This window comes from Microbacterium phyllosphaerae, from assembly GCF_017876435.1.
Classification (GTDB): domain Bacteria; phylum Actinomycetota; class Actinomycetes; order Actinomycetales; family Microbacteriaceae; genus Microbacterium; species Microbacterium phyllosphaerae.
Map to the genome: position 1 here is coordinate 3,405,157 of NZ_JAGIOA010000001.1, position 23,675 is coordinate 3,428,831.

At 69.1% G+C, this 23,675-nt stretch carries 24 protein-coding genes; 4 read left to right on the plus strand and 20 right to left on the minus strand.

All coding sequences use genetic code 11. From position 1 onward, the window contains the following. Positions 1–166 precede the first annotated feature (166 nt). From JOF42_RS16180 to JOF42_RS16235, 12 genes are all read right to left on the minus strand, one after another. Positions 167–3,937 (minus strand): SCO7613 C-terminal domain-containing membrane protein, encoded by a 3,771-nt coding sequence (locus tag JOF42_RS16180; protein ID WP_210098743.1) that lies wholly within the window; start codon positions 3,935–3,937, stop codon positions 167–169. After that, positions 3,937–4,155: a helix-turn-helix domain-containing protein gene (locus tag JOF42_RS16185; protein WP_210098744.1), complete on the minus strand. Its 219-nt coding sequence runs from the start codon at positions 4,153–4,155 to the stop codon at positions 3,937–3,939. Before JOF42_RS16185 ends, JOF42_RS16180 begins: the two co-directional genes overlap by 1 nt. Beyond that, a complete protein-coding gene (locus tag JOF42_RS16190; RefSeq protein WP_210098745.1) occupies positions 4,155–4,631 on the minus strand; it encodes a DUF2975 domain-containing protein in 477 nt (158 codons plus the stop codon). Before JOF42_RS16190 ends, JOF42_RS16185 begins: the two co-directional genes overlap by 1 nt. A gap of 146 nt (positions 4,632–4,777) precedes the next feature. Next, positions 4,778–5,425, minus strand: coding sequence for a spermidine/putrescine ABC transporter substrate-binding protein (locus JOF42_RS16195; protein ID WP_210098746.1), 648 nt, complete (start codon positions 5,423–5,425; stop codon positions 4,778–4,780). Between the two features lie 60 nt (positions 5,426–5,485). Beyond that, positions 5,486–5,977, minus strand: a complete 492-nt coding sequence (locus JOF42_RS16200; RefSeq protein ID WP_245340829.1) for a DUF6121 family protein — start codon at positions 5,975–5,977, stop codon at positions 5,486–5,488. Between the two features lie 8 nt (positions 5,978–5,985). After that, on the minus strand, positions 5,986–6,999 hold the full coding sequence (locus JOF42_RS16205; RefSeq protein ID WP_210098747.1) for an ABC transporter: 1,014 nt from the start codon (positions 6,997–6,999) through the stop codon (positions 5,986–5,988). A gap of 132 nt (positions 7,000–7,131) precedes the next feature. Continuing rightward, on the minus strand, positions 7,132–7,284 hold the full coding sequence (locus JOF42_RS16210) for a hypothetical protein (RefSeq protein WP_210098748.1): 153 nt from the start codon (positions 7,282–7,284) through the stop codon (positions 7,132–7,134). A gap of 61 nt (positions 7,285–7,345) precedes the next feature. After that, positions 7,346–7,993 (minus strand): HAAS signaling domain-containing protein, encoded by a 648-nt coding sequence (locus JOF42_RS16215; protein ID WP_210098749.1) that lies wholly within the window; start codon positions 7,991–7,993, stop codon positions 7,346–7,348. Further along, positions 7,990–8,322 carry a PadR family transcriptional regulator gene (locus tag JOF42_RS16220; protein ID WP_210098750.1) on the minus strand — a complete coding sequence of 111 codons (333 nt, stop codon included), beginning with the start codon at positions 8,320–8,322 and terminating at the stop codon, positions 7,990–7,992. The genes JOF42_RS16215 and JOF42_RS16220 overlap by 4 nt, the downstream gene beginning before the upstream one ends. Before the next feature lie 79 nt (positions 8,323–8,401). Further along, a complete protein-coding gene (locus JOF42_RS16225) occupies positions 8,402–9,325 on the minus strand; it encodes a sugar ABC transporter permease (protein ID WP_210098751.1) in 924 nt (307 codons plus the stop codon). A gap of 1 nt (position 9,326) precedes the next feature. Beyond that, positions 9,327–10,931, minus strand: a complete 1,605-nt coding sequence (locus JOF42_RS16230) for an ABC transporter permease subunit (RefSeq protein ID WP_210098752.1) — start codon at positions 10,929–10,931, stop codon at positions 9,327–9,329. A 64-nt stretch (positions 10,932–10,995) separates the two neighbouring features. Then, positions 10,996–12,204, minus strand: coding sequence for a sugar ABC transporter substrate-binding protein (locus JOF42_RS16235; protein WP_210098753.1), 1,209 nt, complete (start codon positions 12,202–12,204; stop codon positions 10,996–10,998). A 187-nt stretch (positions 12,205–12,391) separates the two neighbouring features. Here JOF42_RS16235 and JOF42_RS16240 point away from each other — a divergent pair, with 187 nt between their 5' ends. Beyond that, complete coding sequence (locus JOF42_RS16240) at positions 12,392–12,880, plus strand: YajQ family cyclic di-GMP-binding protein (protein WP_210098754.1); 489 nt, start codon at positions 12,392–12,394, stop codon at positions 12,878–12,880. Between the two features lie 440 nt (positions 12,881–13,320). Then, positions 13,321–13,956 (plus strand): GntR family transcriptional regulator, encoded by a 636-nt coding sequence (locus tag JOF42_RS16245; RefSeq protein ID WP_245340830.1) that lies wholly within the window; start codon positions 13,321–13,323, stop codon positions 13,954–13,956. On the opposite strand, the gene JOF42_RS16250 is transcribed toward JOF42_RS16245, so the two are convergent. The 5 genes from JOF42_RS16250 to JOF42_RS16270 form a co-directional block, all read right to left on the minus strand. Beyond that, on the minus strand, positions 13,947–14,969 hold the full coding sequence (locus tag JOF42_RS16250; RefSeq protein WP_210098755.1) for an alpha/beta hydrolase: 1,023 nt from the start codon (positions 14,967–14,969) through the stop codon (positions 13,947–13,949). The two genes, JOF42_RS16245 and JOF42_RS16250, sit on opposite strands and share 10 nt — an antisense overlap. 81 nt (positions 14,970–15,050) lie before the next feature. Continuing rightward, positions 15,051–16,445, minus strand: coding sequence for an FAD-dependent oxidoreductase (locus tag JOF42_RS16255; protein ID WP_210098756.1), 1,395 nt, complete (start codon positions 16,443–16,445; stop codon positions 15,051–15,053). A gap of 58 nt (positions 16,446–16,503) precedes the next feature. Then, on the minus strand, positions 16,504–17,565 hold the full coding sequence (locus tag JOF42_RS16260) for a polyprenyl synthetase family protein (protein ID WP_210098757.1): 1,062 nt from the start codon (positions 17,563–17,565) through the stop codon (positions 16,504–16,506). A gap of 45 nt (positions 17,566–17,610) precedes the next feature. Then, positions 17,611–18,270: a ubiquinone/menaquinone biosynthesis methyltransferase gene (locus JOF42_RS16265; protein WP_235560052.1), complete on the minus strand. Its 660-nt coding sequence runs from the start codon at positions 18,268–18,270 to the stop codon at positions 17,611–17,613. 56 nt (positions 18,271–18,326) lie between these two features. Beyond that, the gene (locus tag JOF42_RS16270) at positions 18,327–18,890 is read right to left on the minus strand and encodes a DUF402 domain-containing protein (protein WP_210098758.1); all 564 of its coding nucleotides are present in this window, start codon (positions 18,888–18,890) and stop codon (positions 18,327–18,329) included. 59 nt (positions 18,891–18,949) lie between these two features. Between JOF42_RS16270 and JOF42_RS16275 the strand changes: the two genes are divergently transcribed. After that, positions 18,950–20,200 (plus strand): isochorismate synthase, encoded by a 1,251-nt coding sequence (locus tag JOF42_RS16275; protein ID WP_210098759.1) that lies wholly within the window; start codon positions 18,950–18,952, stop codon positions 20,198–20,200. Between the two features lie 18 nt (positions 20,201–20,218). On the opposite strand, the gene JOF42_RS16280 is transcribed toward JOF42_RS16275, so the two are convergent. Genes JOF42_RS16280 through JOF42_RS16290 form a run of 3 tightly spaced genes read right to left on the minus strand, consistent with a single transcriptional unit; the run spans position 20,219 to position 23,148 of the window. Then, the gene (locus tag JOF42_RS16280; RefSeq protein ID WP_210098760.1) at positions 20,219–21,061 is read right to left on the minus strand and encodes a polyphosphate kinase 2 family protein; all 843 of its coding nucleotides are present in this window, start codon (positions 21,059–21,061) and stop codon (positions 20,219–20,221) included. 45 nt (positions 21,062–21,106) lie between these two features. After that, positions 21,107–22,798, minus strand: coding sequence for a 2-succinyl-5-enolpyruvyl-6-hydroxy-3-cyclohexene-1-carboxylic-acid synthase (gene menD, locus JOF42_RS16285; RefSeq protein ID WP_210098761.1), 1,692 nt, complete (start codon positions 22,796–22,798; stop codon positions 21,107–21,109). Continuing rightward, positions 22,795–23,148: a PLD nuclease N-terminal domain-containing protein gene (locus tag JOF42_RS16290; protein WP_210098762.1), complete on the minus strand. Its 354-nt coding sequence runs from the start codon at positions 23,146–23,148 to the stop codon at positions 22,795–22,797. Before JOF42_RS16290 ends, menD begins: the two co-directional genes overlap by 4 nt. Positions 23,149–23,247: 99 nt before the next feature. Between JOF42_RS16290 and JOF42_RS16295 the strand changes: the two genes are divergently transcribed. Beyond that, on the plus strand, positions 23,248–23,673 hold the full coding sequence (locus JOF42_RS16295) for a hypothetical protein (protein ID WP_245340831.1): 426 nt from the start codon (positions 23,248–23,250) through the stop codon (positions 23,671–23,673). The last annotated feature ends 2 nt before the right edge of the window (positions 23,674–23,675 follow it).

Below are 23,675 nucleotides of genomic sequence, written 5' to 3' on the forward strand. Positions count from 1 at the left end.
CCGGCACGCCGGAACCGACGAGCTTTTGTGGTGGTGGGTATGCCGTGGGGGCGGACCGGCCATGGAGCCGACGCCCAGCGCGCACGTCGAGACGTGCACACACCTGATCAAGTGTAATGCCGCGTAACGTGGCGGTCAAATGAGAGTCGGCTTCGCCGCGCCCAGGTCACCGGAGATCCCTCATGCGCGCAGCCACGCCGCCACTCTCCCCCGTGCGGCGTTCGGCCGTCACGGCGATGATGAGGAGCACCGCTCCCATGACCGCGAGCGTGATCCACCAGGGCATCGATTCGACCCCGCGGCCGATCTGCACGGAGAAGACGAACACGTTCTCGATCGGCAGCACGACGAGTCCGAGCACGAACGGGGCGGCGAGTCGCTCGCGAGATCCGATCAGGATCGCTGCGAGCGCGAGCACCATCACGAGGATGGCCCTCCAGGTGAGCGGATCGGTGAACGTCGAGACGATCGACGCGATCATCATCGTGACGATGCCCGGCGCGAGCAGCGCCCACGACCCGGTCCAGCCGGCGGGCCAGCTGTTCGGAGTTCCTCGTCGCACCGGCCGTTCATCGGGGTTCCGTCGCAGCGCGAGCGCACCGGCAGCGAGGAGGAATGCGCCGAGCGGAAGCGAGAACCACTCGACCCGCAGATCGCGCGGGCTCCACGCCCCGACGGCCGTGACGAACGCGATCGAGAAGAGGAACCACACCGGCGGGGCGGTCGTTCCTCCCCGAGTCCCCGTGCGGGCGGTCGCGACCATCGCGATCAGGTAGCCGAGCATCAGCATCCACATGGGCCAGATCGAGAGCCAGTCGCGCTCGATCGCGGTCCAGGTGCCCGCGGCGAGCGCGAGGGCGGCCGGCGCCCCCAGCCACCGCGTCGTCCGCAGAGGCGCGCTCTCCCCCGCAGCGGTGCGGATCGCGCGAGCGGCGAGTGCGAGCACCAGGGCGCCCATCGCGCTCATGCCGATGCAGGCGAGGAAGAGCCCGAGCCCGTGCAGGCGTGCGAAGTCCCATCCGAGTCCGATGCGGATGCCCTGGAGGGGCCCGGCGACCGCCGCGAGACCCGCCGCGACGAGCGTCGGGATCCGCAGCGCTCGAAGTCTGTGCATCCGCGAGCCGGGGTGCGCCCGACGCACCACGACCTCGAGCGCGAGCAGCGTCCATGCGGCGGCGAGGAGCGCCGCCACCCGCCACGAGACCGCCTGCTGGCTGACGGCATCCGGTTCGACGAGGGCGACGATCGCCAGGATCGGTCCGATCGCGGCGAGCAGCCCCGTGACGAAGAGCGCGGTCGCCCTGCTGCCGCGGATCGTGAGGAACACGGCCACGAGTGCGGCACCCAGCGTCGGCGGGAGCAGGTAGGCCTCGAGCAGGTCGACGCCGACGATTCCCCAGACGCACCACAGGGCCCCGGTGAATGCGGCACCGGCGACGCCCCAGGCATAGCGGCGACCGGCGAACAGGGCTGCGGCGACGGCACCGATCCCGATGACGAGGAGCACGATCAGCGCGGTACCGAATCCTGCCGCCTCGCGGCCGACCGCCAGGCCCGTCGCGATGATCCCGGTCAGCAGCGCCGACGATTCGATCGCGACACGAGCGGCACCGGCGGTCGACACCGCGTGCCCTCTCGCGACGAGCGCTGCGCGGACGGACGTCGACGACGCCAGGGCCAGAGCCACGAGCACCGCGACGATCGGGAGAGCCACGGGCGATCCGCTCGAGTCGAGCAGCTGGGCTCCGAGGCAGACCACCACGACCGCGAGGGTCGGCACGAGCATCCCCGCCGCAGCCGTGCGCACGAGGCGTGTGAGTCCTGGGCGGCGCGTGAGCAGCAGCGTCAGCGCCAGCACGAACATCAGACCGGTCGAGAGCGCGGTCCAGCCGCTGCGCTCCTCGACCACCTGCAGGACGCCGATGCCGAACGGGACGGCGGAGACGACGAGAATCGCCTGCCAGGAACGCGCACCGATGCGCGGCAGATACGTCGCCGAGATCGCGACGAGCAGCCCTGCGGATGCCGTCAGGCACAGGAGGGCGATGCCACCGACACCGCTCTCGCCCAGCGCCGTCGCGACGAGGACGAGCCCGTATGCGAAGCCGATGCCGACGGAGAGGAACCGCCGGGCGGCCGGACGTGCGGCGGCGAGGGCGCCCAGCGCGATCAGCGTCGCGATGCCCGCGAGCGGGACGGCGGATGCATCGCGCCAGGCGACGATCACCGAGGCGACGAGAGCGAGATGGGCGCCGATGAGCAAGAGGGGCACGATGCCTCTGCCCGCAGTGCGCTCCGGTGTCCGCGCCATCACCGCGGCGACCGCGACGACCGCACCCGTCAGGACGGCGACGGCGGCAGGCAGCACCAGCAGTCCGCTGCAGCCGAGAACCAGCACCGCGAGCGCACCGGACACGAGCGACAGCCGCGCCGACGGCACAGCCAGTGACCGGATGCCGTCGCGTCCGCGCGCGAGACGGCCGAACACGAGGAGTCCGACGCAGACGGCCGCGAGCCCGAGAGGTGCCCCCGCACCGGCGATGCCGACAGCATCCGTCCCGTCCATCTGTCGGAGGAACCCGCCGACGGTGGTCATACCGGTGATCACCGCCGCGGCGAGGAGAGCGAGGGCCGGCAGTGCGAGCACCGACAGCACTCCCCCGGCCACGAACCCGCGGGGGACCCGTGTGGGGAGCGGAACGACCGCGCCGATCAGCACGAGCATGACCGAGGCCGCAGCCGGGATGATCGCGAAGTGCCACGAGACCTCGAGCTCCCGGATGCCGGGGATGGCGTACACGAGAAGCACGCCCGCCGCGGACCCCGTCGCCCCCGCGACATATGCCCACAGAGCACCGAGCACCCGTCGAGCCGCGATCACGGCATGCACCGCGATCAGCGCGAGCAGCCCGCTCACGGCGAGCAGGAACGCCGTCTCGCTCCCGAGATCGATCCGCCACACCCGCACGAGGGCGCTCGCACTCGCGACCAACTGCACGACCACGAGGGTGATGCGCTCGACGTTCGGCGGACGCATCGACTCGATGATCGCCGCCGCGGCGAAGGCGACCCCGACGGCGCCCGCCACGCCCGCGAGCGTCGTCGCTCCCGCCGCACCCAGCATGCCCGGGATGAGCGACAGCGTGACCACCGCGGTCCACTGCCAGACCCTGATCCCGCGCTGCGCGCCGGCACCCCGCATCACGATCGCGGCGACGGCCGACACGACAGCGGCCGTGAGCCAGGGGTCGACCTCCGGTGCGGCGAGCTGGGCGATCGCGTGCACGTCGAGTCCGGCGAAGACCAGTCCGAGGCCGCCCACCGCCTCGGCGGAGAAGCGCAGGCCCCGGCGGGACAGCAGCCAGGCTCCCCCGAGGAACAGCAGGGTGATGAGACCGACGATCACGCTGCGCAGAGCGCGATCGGCGAGGTCGGGGTTGAAGTAGGTGAACACGATCGCCGCCACGGCGAACAGTCCCGCTCCCGCCGTCGCGAGCACCGACTGGAGCGTGGCGCTGCTCTGCGGCGATGCCGCCGAGTCGGTTCCGGACGAACCCGGCGGAGGCTGCGGGGGTTCCGCGGATGCCGTCTCCGGCCCGTCGACGGTCGCCCCTGGCCCGACGGCGGATGCCCGGGGCGACGACGCGTCATCCGCCACGGACGCGGTCGCCATGTCGGCTGACGCCCACACCACGGGGACACGCTCCAGCACGGCGTCGCGAGCGCGCATCGCCGTCGCGGCGGCGAGCGACGCGTTCCACACCTCGATCCCGATGGCGCCGCGCAGGTCGGAGCGGCATCGATTGCAGCATCCGTCGACCAACACCCCCGTGCACACCGGGCAGGTCGTGCCGTCGAGAAGCCGCAGGGCGACGGACTCGCCCCAGGTGGTCGACGGCGCGGACGCACCCGACCGGTTCATGGATGTGACGCTCATCACTGCTCCTCGGACTCGGGGACCCACCGCAGGATGTCGCCCGGCTGGCAGTCGAGCACGCGGCAGATCGCCTCGAGAGTCGTGAAGCGCACCGCCTTCGCCCGGCCGTTCTTGAGCACCGCCACGTTCGCGGGGGTGATGCCGATGGCGTCGGCGAAGTCCTGCACGCTCATCTTCTTGATGGCGAGCTGCACGTCGAGGTCGATGACGATCGGCATCAGACGACCTCCGACATGTCCTGCTCGAGTTCGAGAGCCTTGCGCAGAAGACCGCGAAGCACGACCACGAGAAGTGCGAGTGCAGCACTCACGACGATCCCCAGGACGGCGAGCAGCGACAGCGACAGCGAGACGGCCCGACTGGCGACGATCACGATGTACGAGACGAGGATGATCGCGCCGGCCGCGACGAGCGCGCCGAGGATGATGTCGACGTACCGGAACGCCTCGACGCGGAAGATGCGGTCCTCCTGCACGAGCGAGAGGAGGAACCAGATGCACACCAGCGTCACCTCGATCAGGGCGATGAAGACCACCGCGCCGATGATCCCCGGGACCTCCAGCTGCGCGACGTCGGGATTGCGGATCGCGGTGATACGGGCGACCTCGGGGATGACCAGGGTCTGGCTGGCCAGGAGCAGTCCGAGCAGCACGATGATCAGCGCCTTGAGAACGCGAGAGACACGAGGATGCATGGGTAGCCCTATCGATCGCCAATGGGTATCTATCGAAAAACGATACCCACGCTCTGCTCCCATCGCCAGTTGCGCGGACGTCTCTCAGCGGATCCGCAGGCTGGCGCAGAGTGCCGTCACCGGCCTCGTCCCTGGAGACTCAGGAGCTAGGACTGGTCGGGGTCGAACGGAGAATCGAGCGAGTCGGTGAGCTCGGCGAGCAGCGCCTCGATCTGGGGCTCGACGTGCTGCGAGATCGCCGCCTGGATGTATATGCGATGACGCAGCAGCATGGTGCAGATCTCGCGGCCCACCATGTTCGCGTACTCGTCGGCGAGTGCGACCTCCTGGCGCAGCGCGACCTTGGCCTCATCGCTCAGCGGAGGGAGGGGCGGAAGGTCGGCTGTCGCGTCGTCTGCGAGACCGGCGATCGTGAAGAGGAACGGGGCGCCGGGAACGGGTTCCGGATCCAGTGGCAGACCGTCGAACTCCGGATCGAGACCGTCGGCCGGGCGGTAGCTGCGAGCACGGTTGCGGGCGGCCTGCTGATCGAGTTCGCGCTGCAGCATCGGCAGGTTCCTCGCCGTGTACTCGGCCACGGCGTGATCGACGATCGTCTTGATCCGCGTCGACAGTCCGTGCTGCACGCCGTGCGGCGTGTTGGCTCCGATGCCCGCCGCCGAGAGGATCGGGGAACCGAGACACCTCCGGCACGGCGCGACCCTTCCGCGGTGGGTGGCCGGCTCCCACCGGGGCACCCAGCGCAGCCAGGCCTCGACGGCCTGGTCGACCTGCGTCTCCAACGAGCGCTCCACACGTAGAGCGTACGGGGCGCGCGGCCTCTCCACGCCGATTTCCGGCATGACGGCGGGGCGTCACTCCTCGTCGTCGCGCTCCCACGGCCACCGAGGATGCTCCGCGCGGGTGCGCCGGAGCGCGATACCGCCCCAGGCCGCCACCGCGGCGGCGGCCAGCAGCACCGCGCTCGCTCCCCCTCGGACGAGGTCGCCGGCGACCGCCGTCGCGACGATGAGGTCGCCACGCGCCGTGGCCACGCCGATCCAGACGGCGATCAGATGAGCCAGAGCCGTCCCGACCGCGATGCCGGGCACAGCCAGGAAAGACGGATGCGGTCGCCGCAGGGCCAACCAGAGCCCGAGCGCGAAGGCGATCACGGCGACCAGCATCCCGACCGCGCCCGGCACCTGCCCGAGCCCGGGGGCCGAGATGATGTCGCTGTCGGTCACGATGCTGACGGCGCCGAGCCCGAAGACCGCGAGGGCGAAGAAGCTGATGGTCGCGAGCACCAGCGCCAGAAGAGCAGAAACCCCCGCGGACTCGGGTCCGCGGGGGTTCGGCGATGACATGGTGGTGACTACCTCGACAGCGTCGGGCCGGCCTCGAGCGTGCGCTCGTACTCGCGCTGCGCCTCGGCGTTGAGCTCGGTCTTGCGGGCACCGCTGCGGGCGACCCAGGCTCCGAACCAGATCGTGAGCTCGCGGGCGAACACGAATGCGGCGATCGCCAGCGGGTGGAACAGCTGCGAACCGACGAGGTCGTTGCCCTCGCGAGCGGTGAGCAGCCAGAACGGGGCTTCGAACAGCGCACCGAGGATGTGGCCGCCGTAGGCGATCAGCCCGACGATGATGCCGAACACGACCCAGAGGCCCCAGCGTCCGCGGTTGATGAAGGCGCCGAGCAGCCAGAATCCGAGGAAGAACACGACGACGGGAACCCAGAAGCCCCAGGTCGTCAGCGGCGCCAACGCGGCTTCGCCGATGTTCTCGGTCGTGACGTCGCCGGCGAAGGCGCCGAGCCCGAGCGTCGCACCCAGGTACAGGATCGCGAAGGCGAGCGTGGCGAGAAGGCCGATGCCCCCTGCGGTTCCGCGGTTGCCGCGCTCGCGCGGAGGCTCGGGGGCCTGCACGAAGATCGGCTGCTGCTGCTGGGTCGGCGCGACCACCGGCTCGGCGGCGGCGGGCTCCGAGGGCACGATGCGCGTCTCGGTGTCGTCGGCCGACGAGTACGCGGATCCCGCGAGGGCGGACGAACCGTATGCGGCCGGCGGCGTGTACACGGCGGTGGCATCGGCATCGGAGTTCCACGACGACGTGGTCGACGTGGTGTCGTCGTCGAGGTACTTCGGGTCGTTCAGCTCCGGAGTCGCGAAGGTGCCGGGGTGCTCGTTCTCAGCCGCTTCGAACGCGGCCAGGTCGGGGTCGACAGCAGGACTCGTCGTGACGGCGGGCGCCTCGTCGGCGGTGTTCGCGGGCGCGCCGGGAACACCGGCACCCGCTGCGGCGGCGGCGTCGAGTCCAGCGTTCGCGCTGTCGACGACGTCGTTGACGTCCTTCGGCCGCTCGGGCTGGGGAACCTCGGGGTCACTCATGGGGTGCGCCTCTCATCGGATGTGTGCTCTGCGAGGTTACCGCCGCGCCCCCGCGCCCCGAGGGAGGCGTGCCGACGTGTCGCCCAGCCCGTGAGCCACCTCGGATCGGGCGGCGGCGGCACGTCGGGCGCGTCAGGGGAGGACGGAGCGGAGCGCGTCTCCGACGAAGGCGGTCATGACGGGCATGATCGGCATCGAGAACCAGACCAGGGCGGCGACCACCCCGGCACACAGCACACCGGCGATCCAGCTGATCGCCACGTTGCGCCCCGCGACCCGTGTCATGCATTCAGGCTAGAGCCAGGATCAGACGGTCGCCCGGCGCAACGCCGACGACGACCCCTCGTCAGCGCCCGGTGCGGCCGCGAAGTCGCCACAGCAGCCAGAGACCCGAGAGCGGGATGAGGATGATGCCGAGCGCGATCGCTCCGAACCAGATCAGGTCGTACCAGGTGGGCAGGAGAGGGTTCATGACCTCCGCGCCGCCACCCGTGCCGCTGCCGGTCGAGCTGCCGCTGCTCGACCAGCTGGCGAAGCCCAGCCCGGAGATGAGGATGCCGGAGAGCGTGCACAGCGCGAAGGGGACGACGATGGCGATGACCTTCTCCCCCGTCTTCCACAGGCTGCTGAGGCTCACCAGCACCGCGCCGACGAACCACCCGACGATCGGCAGCACGATGCCGCCGAAGCTCAGCGTGAGGGCCGCCGCGATCGCGTACCCTCGCGTGCTCGTCGCGGGCACGCGGGGCACCGGCGCGACCGCATCCTCCCCCACGTGTTCTCCGCGCCATGCGTCGTGGGCCTCCCTGGCGATGGCGCCGGGGTCGCCCAGGCGCCCGATCCGCTCGGCCGTCTGGGCGGGATCGAGCCCGTCGAGCTCCTCGGCGATACCGCCACGGATGTCGGCGGCCACGCCGTGCGGCAGTCCGCGCATGGCCTCGTCGAGCCGCGCGAGATAGTCGTCGCGCAGGCTGTCAGCACTGGTCCGGGTCATGATCTTCCCTCTCCCACGATGCCCGTGACCACACGGGCGAACGGTGCCCACTGCGCGCGGAACCGGGCGAGCTGCTCGGTCCCCGCATCCGTGAGCCGGTAGTACTTGCGCACCGGTCCGCTCTCCGACGGCAGGTCGAAGGTGCTGACCCAGCCGTTGTCGCGCAGCCGCCCCAACAGGGGGTAGAGCGTGCCGATGCTGGCGATGAGCCCCGCACGGGTGAGCTCGTCGGACAGCTGCCAGCCGTACATGGGCTCGCGCGAGAGCAGGCCGAGCACGCAGTACTCGACGACGCCCTTGCGCATCTGCGCGCCGATGTCAGCTGTCATGCATCACAAGGTAGCATGTCACGCACGCTACCGATGGCCGCATCGTCCCGCTCGGCGCCTGCACCGGGATGACGGAGGATCAGCCCTTCGTCGCGCCCGCCGTCAGACCGCCCACGATGTACCGCTGCAGGAAGAGGAACAGGATCATCACCGGAACGGCCGCCATCACGGCGCCGGCCGAGAACGCCGACCAGTCCGCGTACCGCGGGTTCGCGACGAGCTTGGTGAGGCCGACCACGAGGGTCTGCTGCTCGACGTCGACGAGCATGACGCTCGCGATCACGTATTCGTTCACCGTGCCGATGAACGACAGCAGCGCGACCACCGCGAGGATCGGCGCGACCAGCGGCAGGATCATCGTGAAGAAGATCCGCGCGTGGCCCGCGCCGTCGATGCGGGCCGCCTCGTCGAGCTCCATCGGCAGGGTGTTGAAGAAGCCGTACATCAGGTAGGTGTTCACCCCGAGCGCGCCGCCGAGGTACACGAGGATGAGCCCGGTGTGAGTGTTCAGACCGATGGCCGGGAACCAGTCGCCCAGCGTCGACATCAGCAGGAAGATCGCGACCACGGCGAGCAGCTGCGGGAACATCTGCACGACCACGATCGTGACGAGTCCGATGCGACGGCCGGCGAAGCGCATACGCGAGAAGGCATATGCCGCGAGAGCCCCGATGAAGACGGTCGACGCTCCGGTGACGACCGCGATGATCAGGGTGTTCAGGAACCACAGGCCGTACGGGTTCTGCGGATCGCTGAGGATGCGCACATAGCTGTCGATGCCGAACGCGGAGAACAGCTGGTTGGATCCCGTCAGCGTGCCGCGCGGGTTCAGGGACGCCGATACGACATAGAGAAGCGGGAACAGCGCGAACGCGCTGACGATGATGGCGACGACATGGCGCCACCCGGTGTCGGCGAACCAGGCGCCGATCGAGCGACGACGGGGGCCGAGATTCCGCTCGACCGTGACGGGTGCGGCGGTGCGCGTATCCGTGGTGCTCATGTCAGTTCAGCTCCTCGAGGGCCTTGGTCTTGCGGAAGCTGATGATCGAGATCGTCGCGACCACGATGAAGATCAGGATCGTGAACGCGGATGCGAGGCCGTAGTCGCGGGACTGCCCCGTGAACGCCACCTTGTAGACCATCGAGATCAGGATGTCGGTGTGTCCGACGGGGATGCTCACATCGTCGAACCGCGGCCCGCCCTTGGTCAGCATGTAGATCAGGTTGAAGTTGTTGAAGTTGAACGCGAACGACGAGATCAGCAGCGGTGCGACGGTGACGAGCAGCAGCGGCAGCTTGATACGGCGGAACACCTGCCAGGGGTTCGCGCCATCCATCACGGCGGCCTCGTTCACGTCCTCGGGGATGCCCTGCAGCGCTCCCATGCAGACCAGGAACATGTACGGGAATCCGAGCCAGAGGTTCACCAGGAGCACCGACACCTTGGCGAGGTTCGGATCGCTGAGCCACGGGATGTCCGCCCCGCCGAAGATCACCTGATTGATGAAGCCGAAGCTCTCGTTCATCATGCCCGCCCAGACCAGCGCAGAGAGGAACGCGGGGAACGCGTACGGGAGGATCAGGATGATGCGGTAGCCGTTGCGGAACCGCATCCGCGTGTTGTTGAAGACCAGTGCGAGCAGGAGCCCGAGGAAGAACGTCGTCGCGACCGAGAGCAGCGCGAAGACGAAGGTCCAGATCGTCACCGAGATGAGGGGCCCGCGGATGGACTCGTCGGTGACCGCGCGCACGAAGTTGTCGAAGCCGACCGTCGTCTGCCATCCGGGCAGCAGCTCCGCGCCGTCCTCGGCGGTGAACGCGCCCTCGCCGGTGTCGGCGTAGACGGCGCCGGTCGTCGTGTCGGTGATGGTGTCGGCATCCGCGTCGTACTCGAGGCTCGAGACGTACAGATACCCCTTCTGCCCGTCGGGGGCTCGGAGGCTGCCGTCGTTCGGGTCGTCGCTGAACGGCACCGAGAGTTTCTCGAGCTCGGCGGAGAGCGTGAAGACCTTCGCGAGCGGAAGCGTGTTCCACCCGTCGACCGCGACCGCCTGGCCGCCCTCGAAGTCCGCGTCCACCTCGGCCAACGGCTGCTCGGCCGTGCCGAGCAGGGCATCGCCGGATTCGGGATCGGTGACGAGGAGGCCGTAGGTGCCGAACTGCTCGACGACGGTCACGGGGTAGGTGGCGGAGTCCTCGACCCGCTCCTGCGAGGAGGCCAGGAGCGAGGAGATCGCCTGATCCTTGGTGCCGTTGTGCCCGGTGCCGTAGTTCGTGAAGCCGATGTACCCCGTGTACAGCAGTGTGAACACCTGGAAGATGATCAGGAAGATGATCCCCGGCGTGAGATATTTCGCCGGGACCCGCTTGCGCGAGAAGTAGATGTAGTTGACGAGGACCGTGACGGCCACCACGAGGCCGAGCACCAGCCACTCCTGCTGGCCGAAGAGCACGAACGCCGCATAGAGTGCGATCGCGTCGACGACCGCCAGCAGCAGGATCTTCAGCAGCATCCAGCCGATCGGTCCGGATGCCGCGTCGGCGATCTTCGCCGCCTGGCGCTGGCGCTTGTTCAATGGAGCCGTGGGCTCAGCGAGTTCTGTCATCTCGTCCCCGTCGTCGAGCTGCCGGGGCGGACGACGTCCGCCCCGGCAGGGATCGTGCTGTGTGCTACTTGATCGCTGCGGTCACGTCGTCGACGAGCTTCTGCCACGTCGTCTTCGGGTCCGAGCCGTTGATGATCGCCGCTTCGGCGACACCCCAGAACTCCCAGACCGAGCCCATGGCGGGGATGGCCGGCATCGGGACGGCGTCGGCCCCGACGGCCTGGAAGCCGGCGATGATCGGGTCGGATGCCGCGGTGTCCGCCGCCGCCGTCAGGGCGGGCAGCACGTTTCCGGCCTTGAACAGCTCGAGCTGGACCTCTTCGGTGCCGATGTAGTTGACGAGGAAGTCGTTCGCGGCGACCTTGTTCTTCGACTCGGAGCTGACGAAGAAGCCCTTGACACCGGCGAACGGCGAGGCCGTCTCGCCCGTCGGGCTGGGGACGGGGTCGATCGCGACGTTGATGCCGGCATCGGTGGCCGCGCCCACGTTCCACGGACCGGTCAGCCAGAAGGCCGCGGTGCCGTCGAGGAACTGCTGCTTCGCGATCTCGCCGTCGATGTCGGTGTTCAGCGTGCCCGCTGCGCCCTGCGCGGCGAGCCAGTCGGCAAAGGCGAAGCCGCCGTCGCTGCCGAGCTGGAGGTCGGTCGAGTCGTAGCTGCCCGAGTCGTCGGTGCCGAAGACGGGAGCCCCGAAAGCGGTCTGGAACGGGTACAGGTGGTACGGGTTGCCCTCTGCACCCTGTTCGACGACGAACGTGCCCTTCGAGACCATGTCGTCGAAGCTCGTGGGCGCCTCGGGAACCATGTCGGCGTTGCGCAGCACGGCGATGTTCTCGACCGCGTACGGGAGCATGTAGACCGTGCCGTCGTAGGTGGCGGCCTGGAGGGCGACGGGCAGGTAGTCCGCCGACGAGTCGCCGAGTTCGAGCGGTGCGACGACACCGTTGGTCGACAGCTCGCCGAGCCAGTCGTGGGCGCCCATGACGACATCGGGGCCCTTGCCGGTCGGCACCTGCTGGATGAAGTCGTCCTTCATGTCGTCGACGGACTTGCCGACGAGCTCGACCTTGACGCCGGTCTTCTCCTCGTACGAGTCGGCCGCACCCTGCAGCGCGTCGACGCGCTCCGCGTCGACCCAGACGGTCAGCGTTCCGCCGCTCTCGGCGCCCGACGAGTCATCGCCGTTCGTCGCGGTCGAGCAACCGGCAAGGGAAAGAGTCGAAACGATCGCGATGACGCCGGCGGCGACGATGCCCCTCTTGTTCACCTTCATTGGTGTGTGCCTCTCTGAGTACTGGTGGCCTGCGGTACTGCAAGCGCTTACAGTATGCAACGATATCGACGGGATCTGCAACGAGAATGCAGGTCGATACCAAGCTGTGACCGTGATCTCGGCGATGAAACGTTGTGGAAACGCTTCCAAAGAGGCGTGGAATCAGCGGTATCGATACACTTTGCGTATGGCTGACAGTTCCTTTGACATCGTCTCGAAAGTGGATCACCAGGAGGCCGAGAACGCCCTCAACCAGGCGCGCAAGGAGATCGAGCAGCGCTACGACTTCAAGGGCACCGGCGCGTCGATCGCCTGGAGCGGCGAGCAGATCCTGATCATCGCCGGCACGGAAGAGCGCGCGAACGCCGTTCTCGACGTGTTCCAGAGCAAGCTCATCAAGCGCGGGATCTCTCTCAAGAGCCTCGAGTCCGGCGACCCGTTCGCCAGCGGCAAGGAGTTCAGGATCGTCTCCTCCCTCAAGGACGGCATCTCGTCGGAGAACGCGAAGAAGATCAACAAGATCATCCGTGACGAGGGCCCCAAGGGCGTGAAGAGCCAGATCCAGGGCGACGAGCTGCGCGTGCAGTCCAAGAGCCGCGACGACCTGCAGTCGGTGATCGCGCTGCTGAAGGGCTCCGACCTCGACCTCGATCTGCAGTTCATAAACTACCGCTGAGTCACGCACACAGAGAGGGGGCGGATGCGTGGCATCCGCCCCCTCTCTGTGTGTCCCCGCAGATCCCATTCCGATATATGGGCGTGGGTGCCGGAGACTTGATGCTGTCGCGTCCCGATGCGACAGACGATACGGCGAAGCATGACGCGCTGCCGGACCCTGTTCCGCGGCTTCGCGGAACGCGGTCCTCGCCTTGTGGGGACTGGGCGCAGTGCAGCTCCGTGCGCGCCATCGTCTATGGCCGGCGAGTGTCTCCGACGCTCGCCGGCCATAGAAAATCACCTGTACGAATCCCGCGACGACACACCTCCCACGAGGGCTCACGCCCCCGCCGGAAAATGCGCCTGTGGATTGTTGGCATCGCGATCTACTTCGTGATGTAGTGGCCGTCCGGGCACATCATGGGGGGCTCGGATCTGGAAAGCAACTGGGGGCAATCCATGAACAGCAACAGTTCGATGACGAGCATTCGAGAAAGCAAGCAGCTCTTGGCCGAGGAGGTGTTCCAGCACATCGGCGCGCAGATCGTGGACGGCGTGTTGGAACCGGGGCATCGCATCCGCGATGTCGACGTCGCCGAAGAACTGCACGTGTCGCGGACTCCGGTGCGAGAGGCGTTGCAGCGCCTCGAGCGCCTCGGGCTCGTGACGATGTACCCGAGCCGATACACCGAGGTGACAGCCGTCACTCCGGAGACCGTGGAGCAGACGCTCGAGTTCGCGGGGTATCAGGCGGGAATGGCGGCCCGCATGGGCATCGCACGGATGACGCAGCACGACCGCGAGACCCTCGCCGACCTCGTCGAGGAGATGTTCACGGCGCTCGACGATGACGTGCGCATCTCCCATACACGGTGGGCGGTGTTCTCGTTTCTCAGCGAGCGCAGTCGCAACGTCCAGCACCAGGTGCTGATCAACGACGCGAGCATGGCGCTGTTCCGCAACCTCCGCGGCTGGACCGTGCCCGACGACGACCGGGAGCGCATGCTCCAGGTCTATCGGGACTTCCGGCTCGCGGTGCTGCGCGGCGATGCAGACGATGCCGAGCGTCTCGCTCGGCTGATGCACTACGTCTGATCACCACCGGCTGCGGCCGACCAGCCTCTGACCCAGCGGTCGAGGCGGCGATACGCTTCCTCTCTCGCCTCATGGCGAGAGAGGAAGATGTCGTGCAGCGCACCGTCGATGCGCTCGACCGTCACCGAGGGGCCGAGCTTCAGCGCCGCACGTGCGATGTCGTCCACGACGAGCACCGAGTCAGCCCGCGTGAGGTCCTCCGACCACCGCGTGGGCGTCGCAGAACGCGCCGAGAGCAGCACGCACACGGGCGCGTCGATCGTCAGCCCCGCGGCCACTGCGGCGTGCCCCGAGAGCACCGCATGGAACCAGCCGGCGTGCACGGCCATCGTCTGCGCAGGCCGCCACACGGGATTCACCTCCACCGGATCGTCCGGGTCGGCGACTTCCTGCTGCGCTCGCGTGTAGAAGCCCAGATCGACCTGCGGAGCGACCTCCCGCGGCGCCCAGCGCGCCTGCAGCTCGGCCACGGGCGCGATCAGCGGCCGCGCGGACGCGACCTGGAACTCCAGCCACGGGCTGTTCAGGATCAGAGCGGACGCGGCAAGCGGATGCCGTGACGCCCACAGACTCAGGGTGAGCCCCCCGGTCGAATGCCCGAGAAGCACCAGACGCCGGCCGGAGGTGGATCCGTCGGCGCTGCGTCCCATCGCCTCGAGTGCTGCGGCGATGTCCTCGTCGTAGGCGGCGAGGTCGGTGATGTACCCGGGCGTCTGCCCCTCGCGCAGGCTGCGACCGTACTTGCGCAGATCGAGCGCGAAGAACCGCGCGCCTCTGGCCGTCCAGAACCGGGCGAGCCTCTTCTGGAAGAAGTAGTCCGACCACCCGTGAACGTAGAGCACATCGACGTCGTCAAGAGGGCGACGGCGTCCGCGCAGCCGATCCCACCAGCTCCGCTCCCCCGGCAGAGCGCGCACAAGGGTGGCGACGACCGCTCCCTCGTCGTCATCGGTGAGCTCGAGCGTGAGCTGCTCGAACTCGTCGCCGAGGACGTCCGGTATCCACTCAGGCATGCGGCCAGGCTAGCCGACGCGTCCCTGCGCGTACGGAGCGGCGTGTCCGGCGTCGAGTCGCCGGCGACGATCCGATGACGGTCACTCCCCGCGGGAGACGCGCACCATCTCGTCGCGAGGGACGACCTTGACGCGAGCACGCTCGTGCGGTGCACCGAGAGAGACCTCGTGCTCGTCGAGACGGTGCCAGCCGTCGAGGTCGGTCCACTTGACGTCGCGCTCCTGCAGCAGCGCGGGGATCGCCTCTTCCGAGGGGTCCTCCGGGTGCCACCAGGAGCCCTGGTCGTTGATGATGTGACGCACGGTCTCCATGGCATCGGACTTCGTGTGACCGATCAGGCCCACCGGTCCGCGCTTGATCCACCCGGTCGCGTAGATGCCCGTCATCTGCTGATTCGAGTCCTTCGCGAGCACCTGGCCCTCGCGGTTGGGGATCACACCGTGCTTCTTGTCGAACGGCACGCCCGGCAGCGGCGAACCGAAGTAGCCGATCGCGCGGTAGAGCGCCTGCAGCGGGACCTCGCGCATCTCGCCGGTGCCCACGGCACCGCCCTGACCGTCGGGCTTCGTGCGCTCGTAGACGAGCGCGGCGACGCGCCCCGCGTCGTCCTTGCGGACCTCGACCGGACGGGCCCAGAAGTGCAGGTGCAGACGACGGGATGCCGTGCCACCGACGTTGTTCTCATCGCCTCGGGCGTCGTTGACGGACGGGCGCTTGCGCCACGACTGCAGGATGCGATCGATGACCATGACCTGCTTGTTGCTCGACACCGCATCCTTCGATGCCTCGTCGTAGTCGAAGTCCTCGTCGTAGACGACCATGTCGACGTCGCGCAGCTCGCCGAGCTCACGCAGCTCGAGCGGGGTGAACTTCACCTGCGCAGGGCCACGTCGTCCGAAGACGTGCACGTCGGTGACCGCGCTGGCCTTGAGCCCCTCGTAGACGTTCTCGGGCACCTCTGTCACGAGCAGGTCTTCCGCGTGCTTCGCGAGCATCCGGGCCACGTCGAGGGCGACGTTGCCGTTGCCCAGCACGCCGACGGATGCGGCATCCAGCGGCCATTCGCGCGGCACGTCGGGGTGGCCGTCGAACCAGCTGACGTAGTCGGCGGCGCCGTAGGAGGCCACCGCGTCGATGCCGGGGATGTCGAGCGACGTGTCGCGGATCGCACCCGTGGCGAAGATCACGGCGTTGTAGTGCTTCTTGAGGTCGTCGAGCGTGATGTCCTCGCCGAATCGCACGTTGCCGAACAGGCGGATGTCGCCCCGGTCGAGCACGTCGCGCAGCGCGTTGATGATGCCCTTGATGCGCGGGTGATCGGGCGCGACGCCGTAGCGGACCAGTCCGTACGGCGCGGGAAGCTGCTCGAAGAGGTCGATCGAGACGTCGAACTTGCGCTCGGCCTTCAGCAGGATGTCGGCGGCGTAGATGCCGGCGGGGCCCGCTCCGACGATGGCCAGTCTGAGCTTGGTCATAGGGGGTCCTTTCGTAGGCCGTCACGCTCGGCACAGGCGGCGACGCGCCGCGGCACGATCAGCTGGAGCGTTCGACGAGGGTCTCGGCGAAGCGCGTGAGCGCCTCGCGCACGGTGCCACGCGGAAGCGGGGCGAGCGCGTCGATCGCATCCTGGGTCCAGGAATGCGCGAGCGCCAGGGTCTTCTGAGTGCCGGTGTGGTCGCGCAGCTCGGTGAGCGGTCCGTCGAGGATCGACGGGTCGGCACCATCGGCGATACGGGCGACACCGTCGTCGATGCGGGACGCGAGGTCGATCGACGCGTCGTCCGGCTCTGCCTTGAGCAGCAGGTACGGCATGGTCGGGACTCCGGCACGCAGGTCGGTTCCCGGGACCTTGCCGGTGTCCTCGGGCTTCGCCGAGAGATCGATCACGTCGTCGAGCAGCTGGAACGCGACGCCGATCTTCTCGCCGTAGACGCGCAGCGGCTCTTCGTACTCCGACGGTGCGTTCGAGAAGATCACGCCACCCTGGGTGGCGGCCGCGATCAGGGACCCGGTCTTGTCGGCGAGGACCTGGATGTAGAACTCGATGGGGTCGTCGTCGGGCTGCGCACCGATCGTCTCGTGCATCTGGCCGAGGACCAGGCGCTCGAACGTGTCGGCCTGCAGGCGGATCGCCCGCTCACCCAGACGCGACATCAGCTGGCTCGCACGGGAGAAGAGGATGTCGCCGGTGAGGATGGCGATGTTGTTGCCCCACACCGTCTGCGCCGCGGGAACACCGCGTCGACGGTCTGCGCCGTCCATGACGTCATCGTGGTACAGGGATCCGAGGTGCGTGATCTCGAGAGCCTTGGCGACGTCGATCACCTGCTCGGTGTTGCCGTCGCCGAGCTGGGCGGCGAGCAGCGTGAGCACGGGACGGATGCGCTTGCCTCCGGCCGCGTACAGGTAGCGGCTCGCGGCGTCTGCCAGCGGATCCGCGACGCGCACGTCTTCTGCGAGGCCCGTCTCGACCTTCTCGAGGCCGTCTTCGATCGCCCGCGCGACGCGTCGGCCAGCGGTGCCGATGAAGACACGGTCGCTGAAACCGAGACGGCTCGCCAGTCGCGAACCAGGGGCTACGCGGCTCGAAGTCACGCTCTCAGCCTACCGTCGTCGGAGATGCGGGTTCGCGCATGATGTTCACGCGGGCTTGAACGCCCGGTGGAGCGCGACGATGCCGAAGGAGAGGTTGCGGTACTCGACCTCGGTCCAGCCCGCCTCGCGGATCCAGGCCGCGAGCTTCTTCTGGTCGGGCCAGTCGCGGATCGACTCGTTCAGGTAGTCGTAGGCGTCGCCGTTCGTGCCGGCGACCCGGGCGACCCGAGGCAGCACCTGCGAGTTGTAGAAGCGGTAGGCGGCACGGAACACGGACCCGGGAGGGGTCGAGAACTCGTTGATGACGAGGCGGCCGCCCGGCTTCGTGACGCGGAGGAGCTCGCGAAGCGCCTTCTTCGGATCGTTCACGTTGCGCAGCGCATACGACATCGTGACCGCGTCGAACTCTCCGTCGGCGAACGGCAGATCGGTGGCATCCGCCTGCACGAACGAGAGATTGCGGATGCTGCCGTGACGACGCTGCCCCTCGGCGAGCATGCCCGGCGAGAAGTCGGCGGCGACGACCTCTGCCCCGCTGCGTGCGAGGGATGCCGACGACGAGGCGGTACCCGCACCGAGGTCGAGGATCTTCTCGCCCGGCTTCGGAGCGACGGCGCGGGTCGTGGCCGCACGCCACAGCGCATCGTTGCCGACCGTCATCGCCGTGTTCGTGCGGTCGTAGCCCGCGGCGACCTGGTCGAACATGCCGCTGACGCGGGCGGGGTCCTTGCCGAGATCGGCGCGGTTTGCTTCGTTCGAGGTCACGGCTCCAGTCTAGGCGCGAGGTGCAGGGCTTCGAGGCGGTCGAGCCAGAGATCTGCGGTGGCATCGTCGAACGGAGCGCTCTGCTCGCGCACGCGCTGCTCGAGATCGAGCGCGAGTGCTTCGAGCCGCGTCATGATGTCGGCGGGATACCCGTACTGCGCGCTGTGCTCGGCCCACTCGTCGCGGTCGTCGACCCACGTGCCCCGCTCACCCTCGACACGGACGACGTCGAGGTCCATGTCGATGCCTGTCGCCAGCAGCGGGTCGTCCGACCAGCGCACATCCCATCCGAGGTCGATGTAGATGCGCATCGCCTTGGGGTGGTCGCGGTTCACCGTCAGCGCGTAGTCGGTCTGCCGCGGCACCAGCGTCACGTTGGGTCCCGCCGCGATGAAGGACGCCCCCGGACGTGCACTGCGCCAGCCGACGGGCTGTCCGATCCAGTCGCCCCATTCGTCGGCGCCGAGGTACACGCACTCGTGACGCCAGTGCGGGGAGCCGTCCCACTTGCGCCACTGGAAGATCATCTCGGTGCCGGGTGCGGGGCGCGCGTCGCTCATGGACTCAGCGTAGGCGCCGCCTCGGGCCCTGCGTATCGGCGACGAACTAGGCTGGAGGGGTGAGCACCAGGCTGGTCGTGGAGACCCGTGAGATCGATCCGGTCGAGGACCTCCTGGCCTATGCCGACCCGGCCCGACCTCTCGCGTGGTTGCGCCGCGGAGACGGGATCGTGGCCGTCGGCGACGGTGTCGTCGAGACCGTGCGGGTGCCCGCCGGCATTTCTGATCTGCGCTCGGCGGCGATCTCGACCGCGTGGCGTGACCTCTCGGAAGATGCAGAGATCCACGACGAGCTGGGCCTTCCCGGCACGGGACTCGTGGCCTTCGGAGCGCTGACCTTCGACGAGGACTCGGCCGCTGACAGCGTGCTGATCGTCCCGACGCTCGTGATCGGCCGCAGTCACGGTCGCACGTGGCTCACGAGCATCCGCTCCTCGTCGTCCGATGCCGCCCCCGATGCCACGACGCACGAGTACGGCCCGCACTGGGCGGGAACCGTCGGCCCGGGCGCGCAGAGCCCCCAGGGCTACCAGGATTCCGTGAGCCAGGCCCTCGCACGCATCGCCGCCGGTGAGCTGAGCAAGGTCGTGCTCGCCCGCGACCTCACGGGCAGCATCCCCGCCGGTTCCGATCTGCGTCGCCTCGTGCGGGCGCTGTCGACCGGCTACCCCGACACGTGGGCCTTCGCGGTCGACGGGCTGATCGGCGCGAGCCCCGAGACCCTCGTGACGGTGCAGCAGCGCACGGTCACCGCACGCGTGCTGGCCGGCACGATCGGACGCGGAGCCGACGCGGACGCCGACACCGTGGCATCCGCCCATCTCGCCTCGAGCACGAAGGACCTCGACGAGCACGAGTACGCCGTGCAGAGTGTCCTCGCCTCGCTGCGTCCGCACACCCGTGCTCTCGCCGCGAGCGAACAGCCGTTCCTGCTCAAGCTGCCGAACCTCTTCCACCTGGCGACCGACGTCGAAGGCGAGCTCGCCGACGGCGGCTCGTCGCTCGACCTGGTGGGTGCACTGCATCCGACCGCCGCCGTGGCCGGCACCCCGACCCCTGCCGCGATCGCCGCGATCCGCGAGCTGGAGCCGTTCGACCGAGGCCGCTACGCGGGTCCGGTCGGATGGGTGGATGCTGCGGGCAACGGCGAATGGGCGATCGCCCTGCGCTGTGCGCAGTTCTCCCCCGCCGCCACCGAGATCGCCGTCACCGCCTATGCGGGTGCCGGGATCGTGGCCGGTTCCGACCCCGAGTCGGAGCTGCTCGAGACCCGCGTCAAGTTCCGCCCGCTGGTCGACGCCCTCGCCTGAGCCTTCCGACCACGACGCTCAGCTGGCGGCGAGGCGCTTCTTCTCGGCCTCGACGTCGAACTCGGCGGCGGGCCACTGCGGGTCGATGCCCTGCAGCGCGTCGAGGAGCAGCTCCTGCACGGCGAGCCGCGCGTACCACTTGCGATCCGCCGGAATCACGTGCCAGGGAGCTGCAGCGGTCGACGTGCGGTCGAACACGGTCTGATACGCCGCCATGTAGTCGTCCCACAGCAGTCGCTCGTCGACATCACCCGGGTTGTACTTCCAGTGCTTGTCCGGCCGCTCGAGGCGTTCCATCAGGCGCGCTTTCTGCTCGTCGGGCGAGATGTGCAGCATGACCTTGATGATGCGGATGCCCGATGCCGCAGCCTCGGCCTCGAACGTGTTGATCGCGTCGTAACGGCGCTCGATCTCGTCGGCCGGAGCCAGGGAGCGCACCCGACCGATCAGCACGTCCTCGTAGTGCGAGCGATCGAAGACGCCGATGAACCCGGGTTCCGGCAGACGCGGCGTGACGCGCCAGAGGAAGTCGTGGGCGAGCTCCTCCGCCGTCGGCGCCTTGAACGCGGTGAGCGCGACGCCCTGCGGATCGACGCCGCCGACGACGTGACGCACGATGCCGCCCTTTCCTGCCGAGTCCATGGCCTGCAGGATCAGCAGCACCGAGTCCTTCGCGACGCCGACCCGGCTCTCCGCGAACAGGCGCTCCTGCAGGTGGTTGAGCTCGTCGAGGCCGGATTCGAGGGCCCGCGCACCGTCGGCCTTGGAGCCGTCATAGCCGGGAGTGCTCCTCGGGTCGACGTCTGCCAGACGGAATCCGTCTCCGACCTGCAGTGTCTTGGCCCACTCGTGCGCTGTCATGCGTTCATCCTGCCACCGCGGCCGGCCGTCGCAGGGGAATCAGGGTCAGCGGGTCAGCGGGACCTCGATCAGCTGACGACCGCCCGCCGGTGTGGTCAGCACCTGATCGAGCGCGGTACGGGTCGTGACGCGCTGATACTCCCAGCCGTACGCGAGCGCGAGCTTCTCGAGTCGCACCGTGTGCGGGGTGTAGAAGGCACGGTCGAGATCGGCACGGTCGGCGGTCGCTCCGACTTCGAGCCCGTCGAAGATCGTGCCGCCGCCGTCGTTGCCGACGATCACCTGCAGTCGCGGTTCGTCCTCGTCGGGCGGGAGGAGGAGCGCTCCGACGTCGTGCAGGAACGCGAGGTCGCCCAGCAGCACCCGGGTGACACCGGGAGCCCCGCCCGCCTGACTGGCGAGGGCGATGCCCGTCGCGGTGGCGATCGTGCCGTCGATCCCCGCGAGGCCGCGGTTGGCATGGACCGGCACCTTCTTGCCGCCGAGCACCGCATCGGCGACGCGGACGAGGCGCGACGAGCCGAACACGAGACGGTCATGGGGCCAGGTCGCCCGCCACACGGCATCGGCGAGGAGCTCGCGGTCGAGCGGGCGCCGCACGGCCGCGAGCTCGACCTCGACGGCGTCTCGCCGCGCACGGGGGTCGGACGACGCGAGCCCGTCGTGATCCGGGGCACGCTCACTCAGGTCGACGATCTGCGAGGCGGATGCGGTGAGCCAGGCGCCGAGCCAGTCGCGGTCGCCCGCACCGGGGGCCACGGTGACGGTCGCCGCGGGCGTCGTGCGTCCGTTGAGGTTCAGCTCTTCGCCGCCTCGACGCACGGCGATCACATCGACGTCTGCGCGGGACAGCAGTCGGGTGACCTCGCGGCTGAGGGTCGGGTGGCCGAGCACGACCGCACGCTCGATGCGCCCACCGAGCTCGTCGTCGCCGAGCAGGGCGCGGTAGCCGTGCACGATCTGACGTCCGAACCGAGCACCGCTGACGATCTCGGCGATGAGCGGCCAGGAACCGGCGTGCGCGATCTCCTCGGCATCGGCGCCGGCGTCCGCACCGGCGATCACCACGGTGCGAGGGCCCCGGTCGAGCACGATCGGCTCGGGCAGCGCGGGGCGTGCCGCGTCGCCCGGCACGATCTCGACGGCCGGGAGTGCGCCCGAAAGCGGTTCCCGCGACGGCAGGTTGAGGTGCACGGGGCCGGCGACGCCGGGGTGGCCGTGCGGAGCATCCGCCCCCATCGCGATCCCGACCGCACGGGCAGCGATCCCCGACCAGTCGCCGTCGCCGGAACCGTCGCCGGGAACGGGAGCGTCGACCTGCTCGCGCACCCAGGGTGCGAACATGCCGGGCTGGGCGGTCGCCTGGTTCGCTCCGATGCCGCGGAGCTCGGGCGGGCGGTCGGCGGTCAGTAGAAGCAGAGGCACACCGGAGTGGAATGCCTCCATCGCGGCGGGCAGCAGGTTCGCTGCGGCGGTTCCCGAGGTGCAGAGCACCGCTGCGGGAACACCGGTCTCCCGCGAGAGGCCGAGGGCGGTGAACCCGGCGACGCGTTCGTCGATGCGCACGTGCACCCGCAGGTGCCCCTGGTTCGCGGAGTGCATCGCGGCGAGCGCGAGCGCCTGCGAACGGGAGCCGGGCGAGAGCACGAGGTCACGCACTCCGTGACCGATGAGGTCGGCGATCAGGGATGCCGCGGCATCCGCAGCCGGCGACGCCGACTCAGCCGATGCCGTCACGGACGCGGATCCGGCGCGGCGCCGTCGTCGGTCTCGTCCTCGAGGCGGGCGAGCTCCTCTTCGAGGCGGCGGATGCGGGCATCCTGCTCGCTCTTGCTGATGGTGCGCAGGAACGTTGGGTCGTCGTCCGGGCCGGTGATGCGGATGGCATCGCCCGGGTCGTTCGCGCGACGGCGACCGATGACGAACCAGAGGATCCCGCCGATGACCGGGATGAAGACGACGATCGCGACCCAGGCGGCCTTGGGCACACCGCGGTGCCGCGTCGACGGCTGCACGGCGCAGTCGACGATGCTGTACACCCAGAAGATGGCGGCCAGGAAGCCGCCCACGATCAACAGTCTTGCCACCCCTCCAGTGTAGGCGGGTGTGCGAAGGCGGGACCGGTCGTGCCGCCCCACGAGGGCTGAGATCGCTTTCCGACACCCGATTGTTAGACTGCGCGGACCATGCCCCACCCGTCGATGCGCCTGCGACAGCACGGCACCGAGCGGATGCTGATCCTCCGGGTCGCTCTCACCCTCGGCCTCGCCGTGCTGCTGGTGATCGGTGCGTGGTCGACCTCGCACGGCAAGACCGATGCCCACTCCGCGCTGTGCCTCGCGCCCGGTGCGTCCGCTGCGTCGGCCGCATCCGCCTCCGGCCATCACGACGCCGAGATCACGGTCGTCGATGCGGTGTCGTCAGACGGAGGCCTCGTGGTCGCGGCCGCGCTGTGCTGCTTCCTGCTCGTGCTGCTTCTTCTGCGCTTCGGTCGCGCCTCGAACCTCATCGTGACGAGCAGAGCGCTCGCGACCTCCGCCCCGACACGCGCCGGCCCTCGCCTGCACGTCCCCGCTCTCACGCTCGCTCAGCTCTCCCTCTCCCGCACCTGAAT

What these genes read in the sequence shown, in the direction of transcription:
- JOF42_RS16295 (WP_245340831.1), top strand. Translation starts at nt 23,248, where the DNA reads ATGCCCCACCCGTCGATGCGCCTGCGACAGCACGGCACCGAGCGGATG.
- JOF42_RS16185 (WP_210098744.1), bottom strand. Translation starts at nt 4,155, where the DNA reads ATGCCGATCGTCATCGACCTCGACGTGCAGCTCGCCATCAAGAAGATG.
- JOF42_RS16205 (WP_210098747.1), bottom strand. Translation starts at nt 6,999, where the DNA reads ATGAGTGACCCCGAGGTTCCCCAGCCCGAGCGGCCGAAGGACGTCAAC.
- JOF42_RS16220 (WP_210098750.1), bottom strand. Translation starts at nt 8,322, where the DNA reads ATGACAGCTGACATCGGCGCGCAGATGCGCAAGGGCGTCGTCGAGTAC.
- JOF42_RS16215 (WP_210098749.1), bottom strand. Translation starts at nt 7,993, where the DNA reads ATGACCCGGACCAGTGCTGACAGCCTGCGCGACGACTATCTCGCGCGG.
- JOF42_RS16245 (WP_245340830.1), top strand. Translation starts at nt 13,321, where the DNA reads ATGAACAGCAACAGTTCGATGACGAGCATTCGAGAAAGCAAGCAGCTC.
- JOF42_RS16250 (WP_210098755.1), bottom strand. Translation starts at nt 14,969, where the DNA reads ATGCCTGAGTGGATACCGGACGTCCTCGGCGACGAGTTCGAGCAGCTC.
- JOF42_RS16200 (WP_245340829.1), bottom strand. Translation starts at nt 5,977, where the DNA reads ATGTCATCGCCGAACCCCCGCGGACCCGAGTCCGCGGGGGTTTCTGCT.
- JOF42_RS16235 (WP_210098753.1), bottom strand. Translation starts at nt 12,204, where the DNA reads ATGAAGGTGAACAAGAGGGGCATCGTCGCCGCCGGCGTCATCGCGATC.
- JOF42_RS16225 (WP_210098751.1), bottom strand. Translation starts at nt 9,325, where the DNA reads ATGAGCACCACGGATACGCGCACCGCCGCACCCGTCACGGTCGAGCGG.
- JOF42_RS16230 (WP_210098752.1), bottom strand. Translation starts at nt 10,931, where the DNA reads ATGACAGAACTCGCTGAGCCCACGGCTCCATTGAACAAGCGCCAGCGC.
- JOF42_RS16280 (WP_210098760.1), bottom strand. Translation starts at nt 21,061, where the DNA reads ATGACAGCGCACGAGTGGGCCAAGACACTGCAGGTCGGAGACGGATTC.
- JOF42_RS16255 (WP_210098756.1), bottom strand. Translation starts at nt 16,445, where the DNA reads ATGACCAAGCTCAGACTGGCCATCGTCGGAGCGGGCCCCGCCGGCATC.
- JOF42_RS16190 (WP_210098745.1), bottom strand. Translation starts at nt 4,631, where the DNA reads ATGCATCCTCGTGTCTCTCGCGTTCTCAAGGCGCTGATCATCGTGCTG.
- JOF42_RS16265 (WP_235560052.1), bottom strand. Translation starts at nt 18,270, where the DNA reads ATGTTCGACCAGGTCGCCGCGGGCTACGACCGCACGAACACGGCGATG.
- JOF42_RS16240 (WP_210098754.1), top strand. Translation starts at nt 12,392, where the DNA reads ATGGCTGACAGTTCCTTTGACATCGTCTCGAAAGTGGATCACCAGGAG.
- JOF42_RS16270 (WP_210098758.1), bottom strand. Translation starts at nt 18,890, where the DNA reads ATGAGCGACGCGCGCCCCGCACCCGGCACCGAGATGATCTTCCAGTGG.
- JOF42_RS16210 (WP_210098748.1), bottom strand. Translation starts at nt 7,284, where the DNA reads ATGACACGGGTCGCGGGGCGCAACGTGGCGATCAGCTGGATCGCCGGT.
- JOF42_RS16180 (WP_210098743.1), bottom strand. Translation starts at nt 3,937, where the DNA reads ATGAGCGTCACATCCATGAACCGGTCGGGTGCGTCCGCGCCGTCGACC.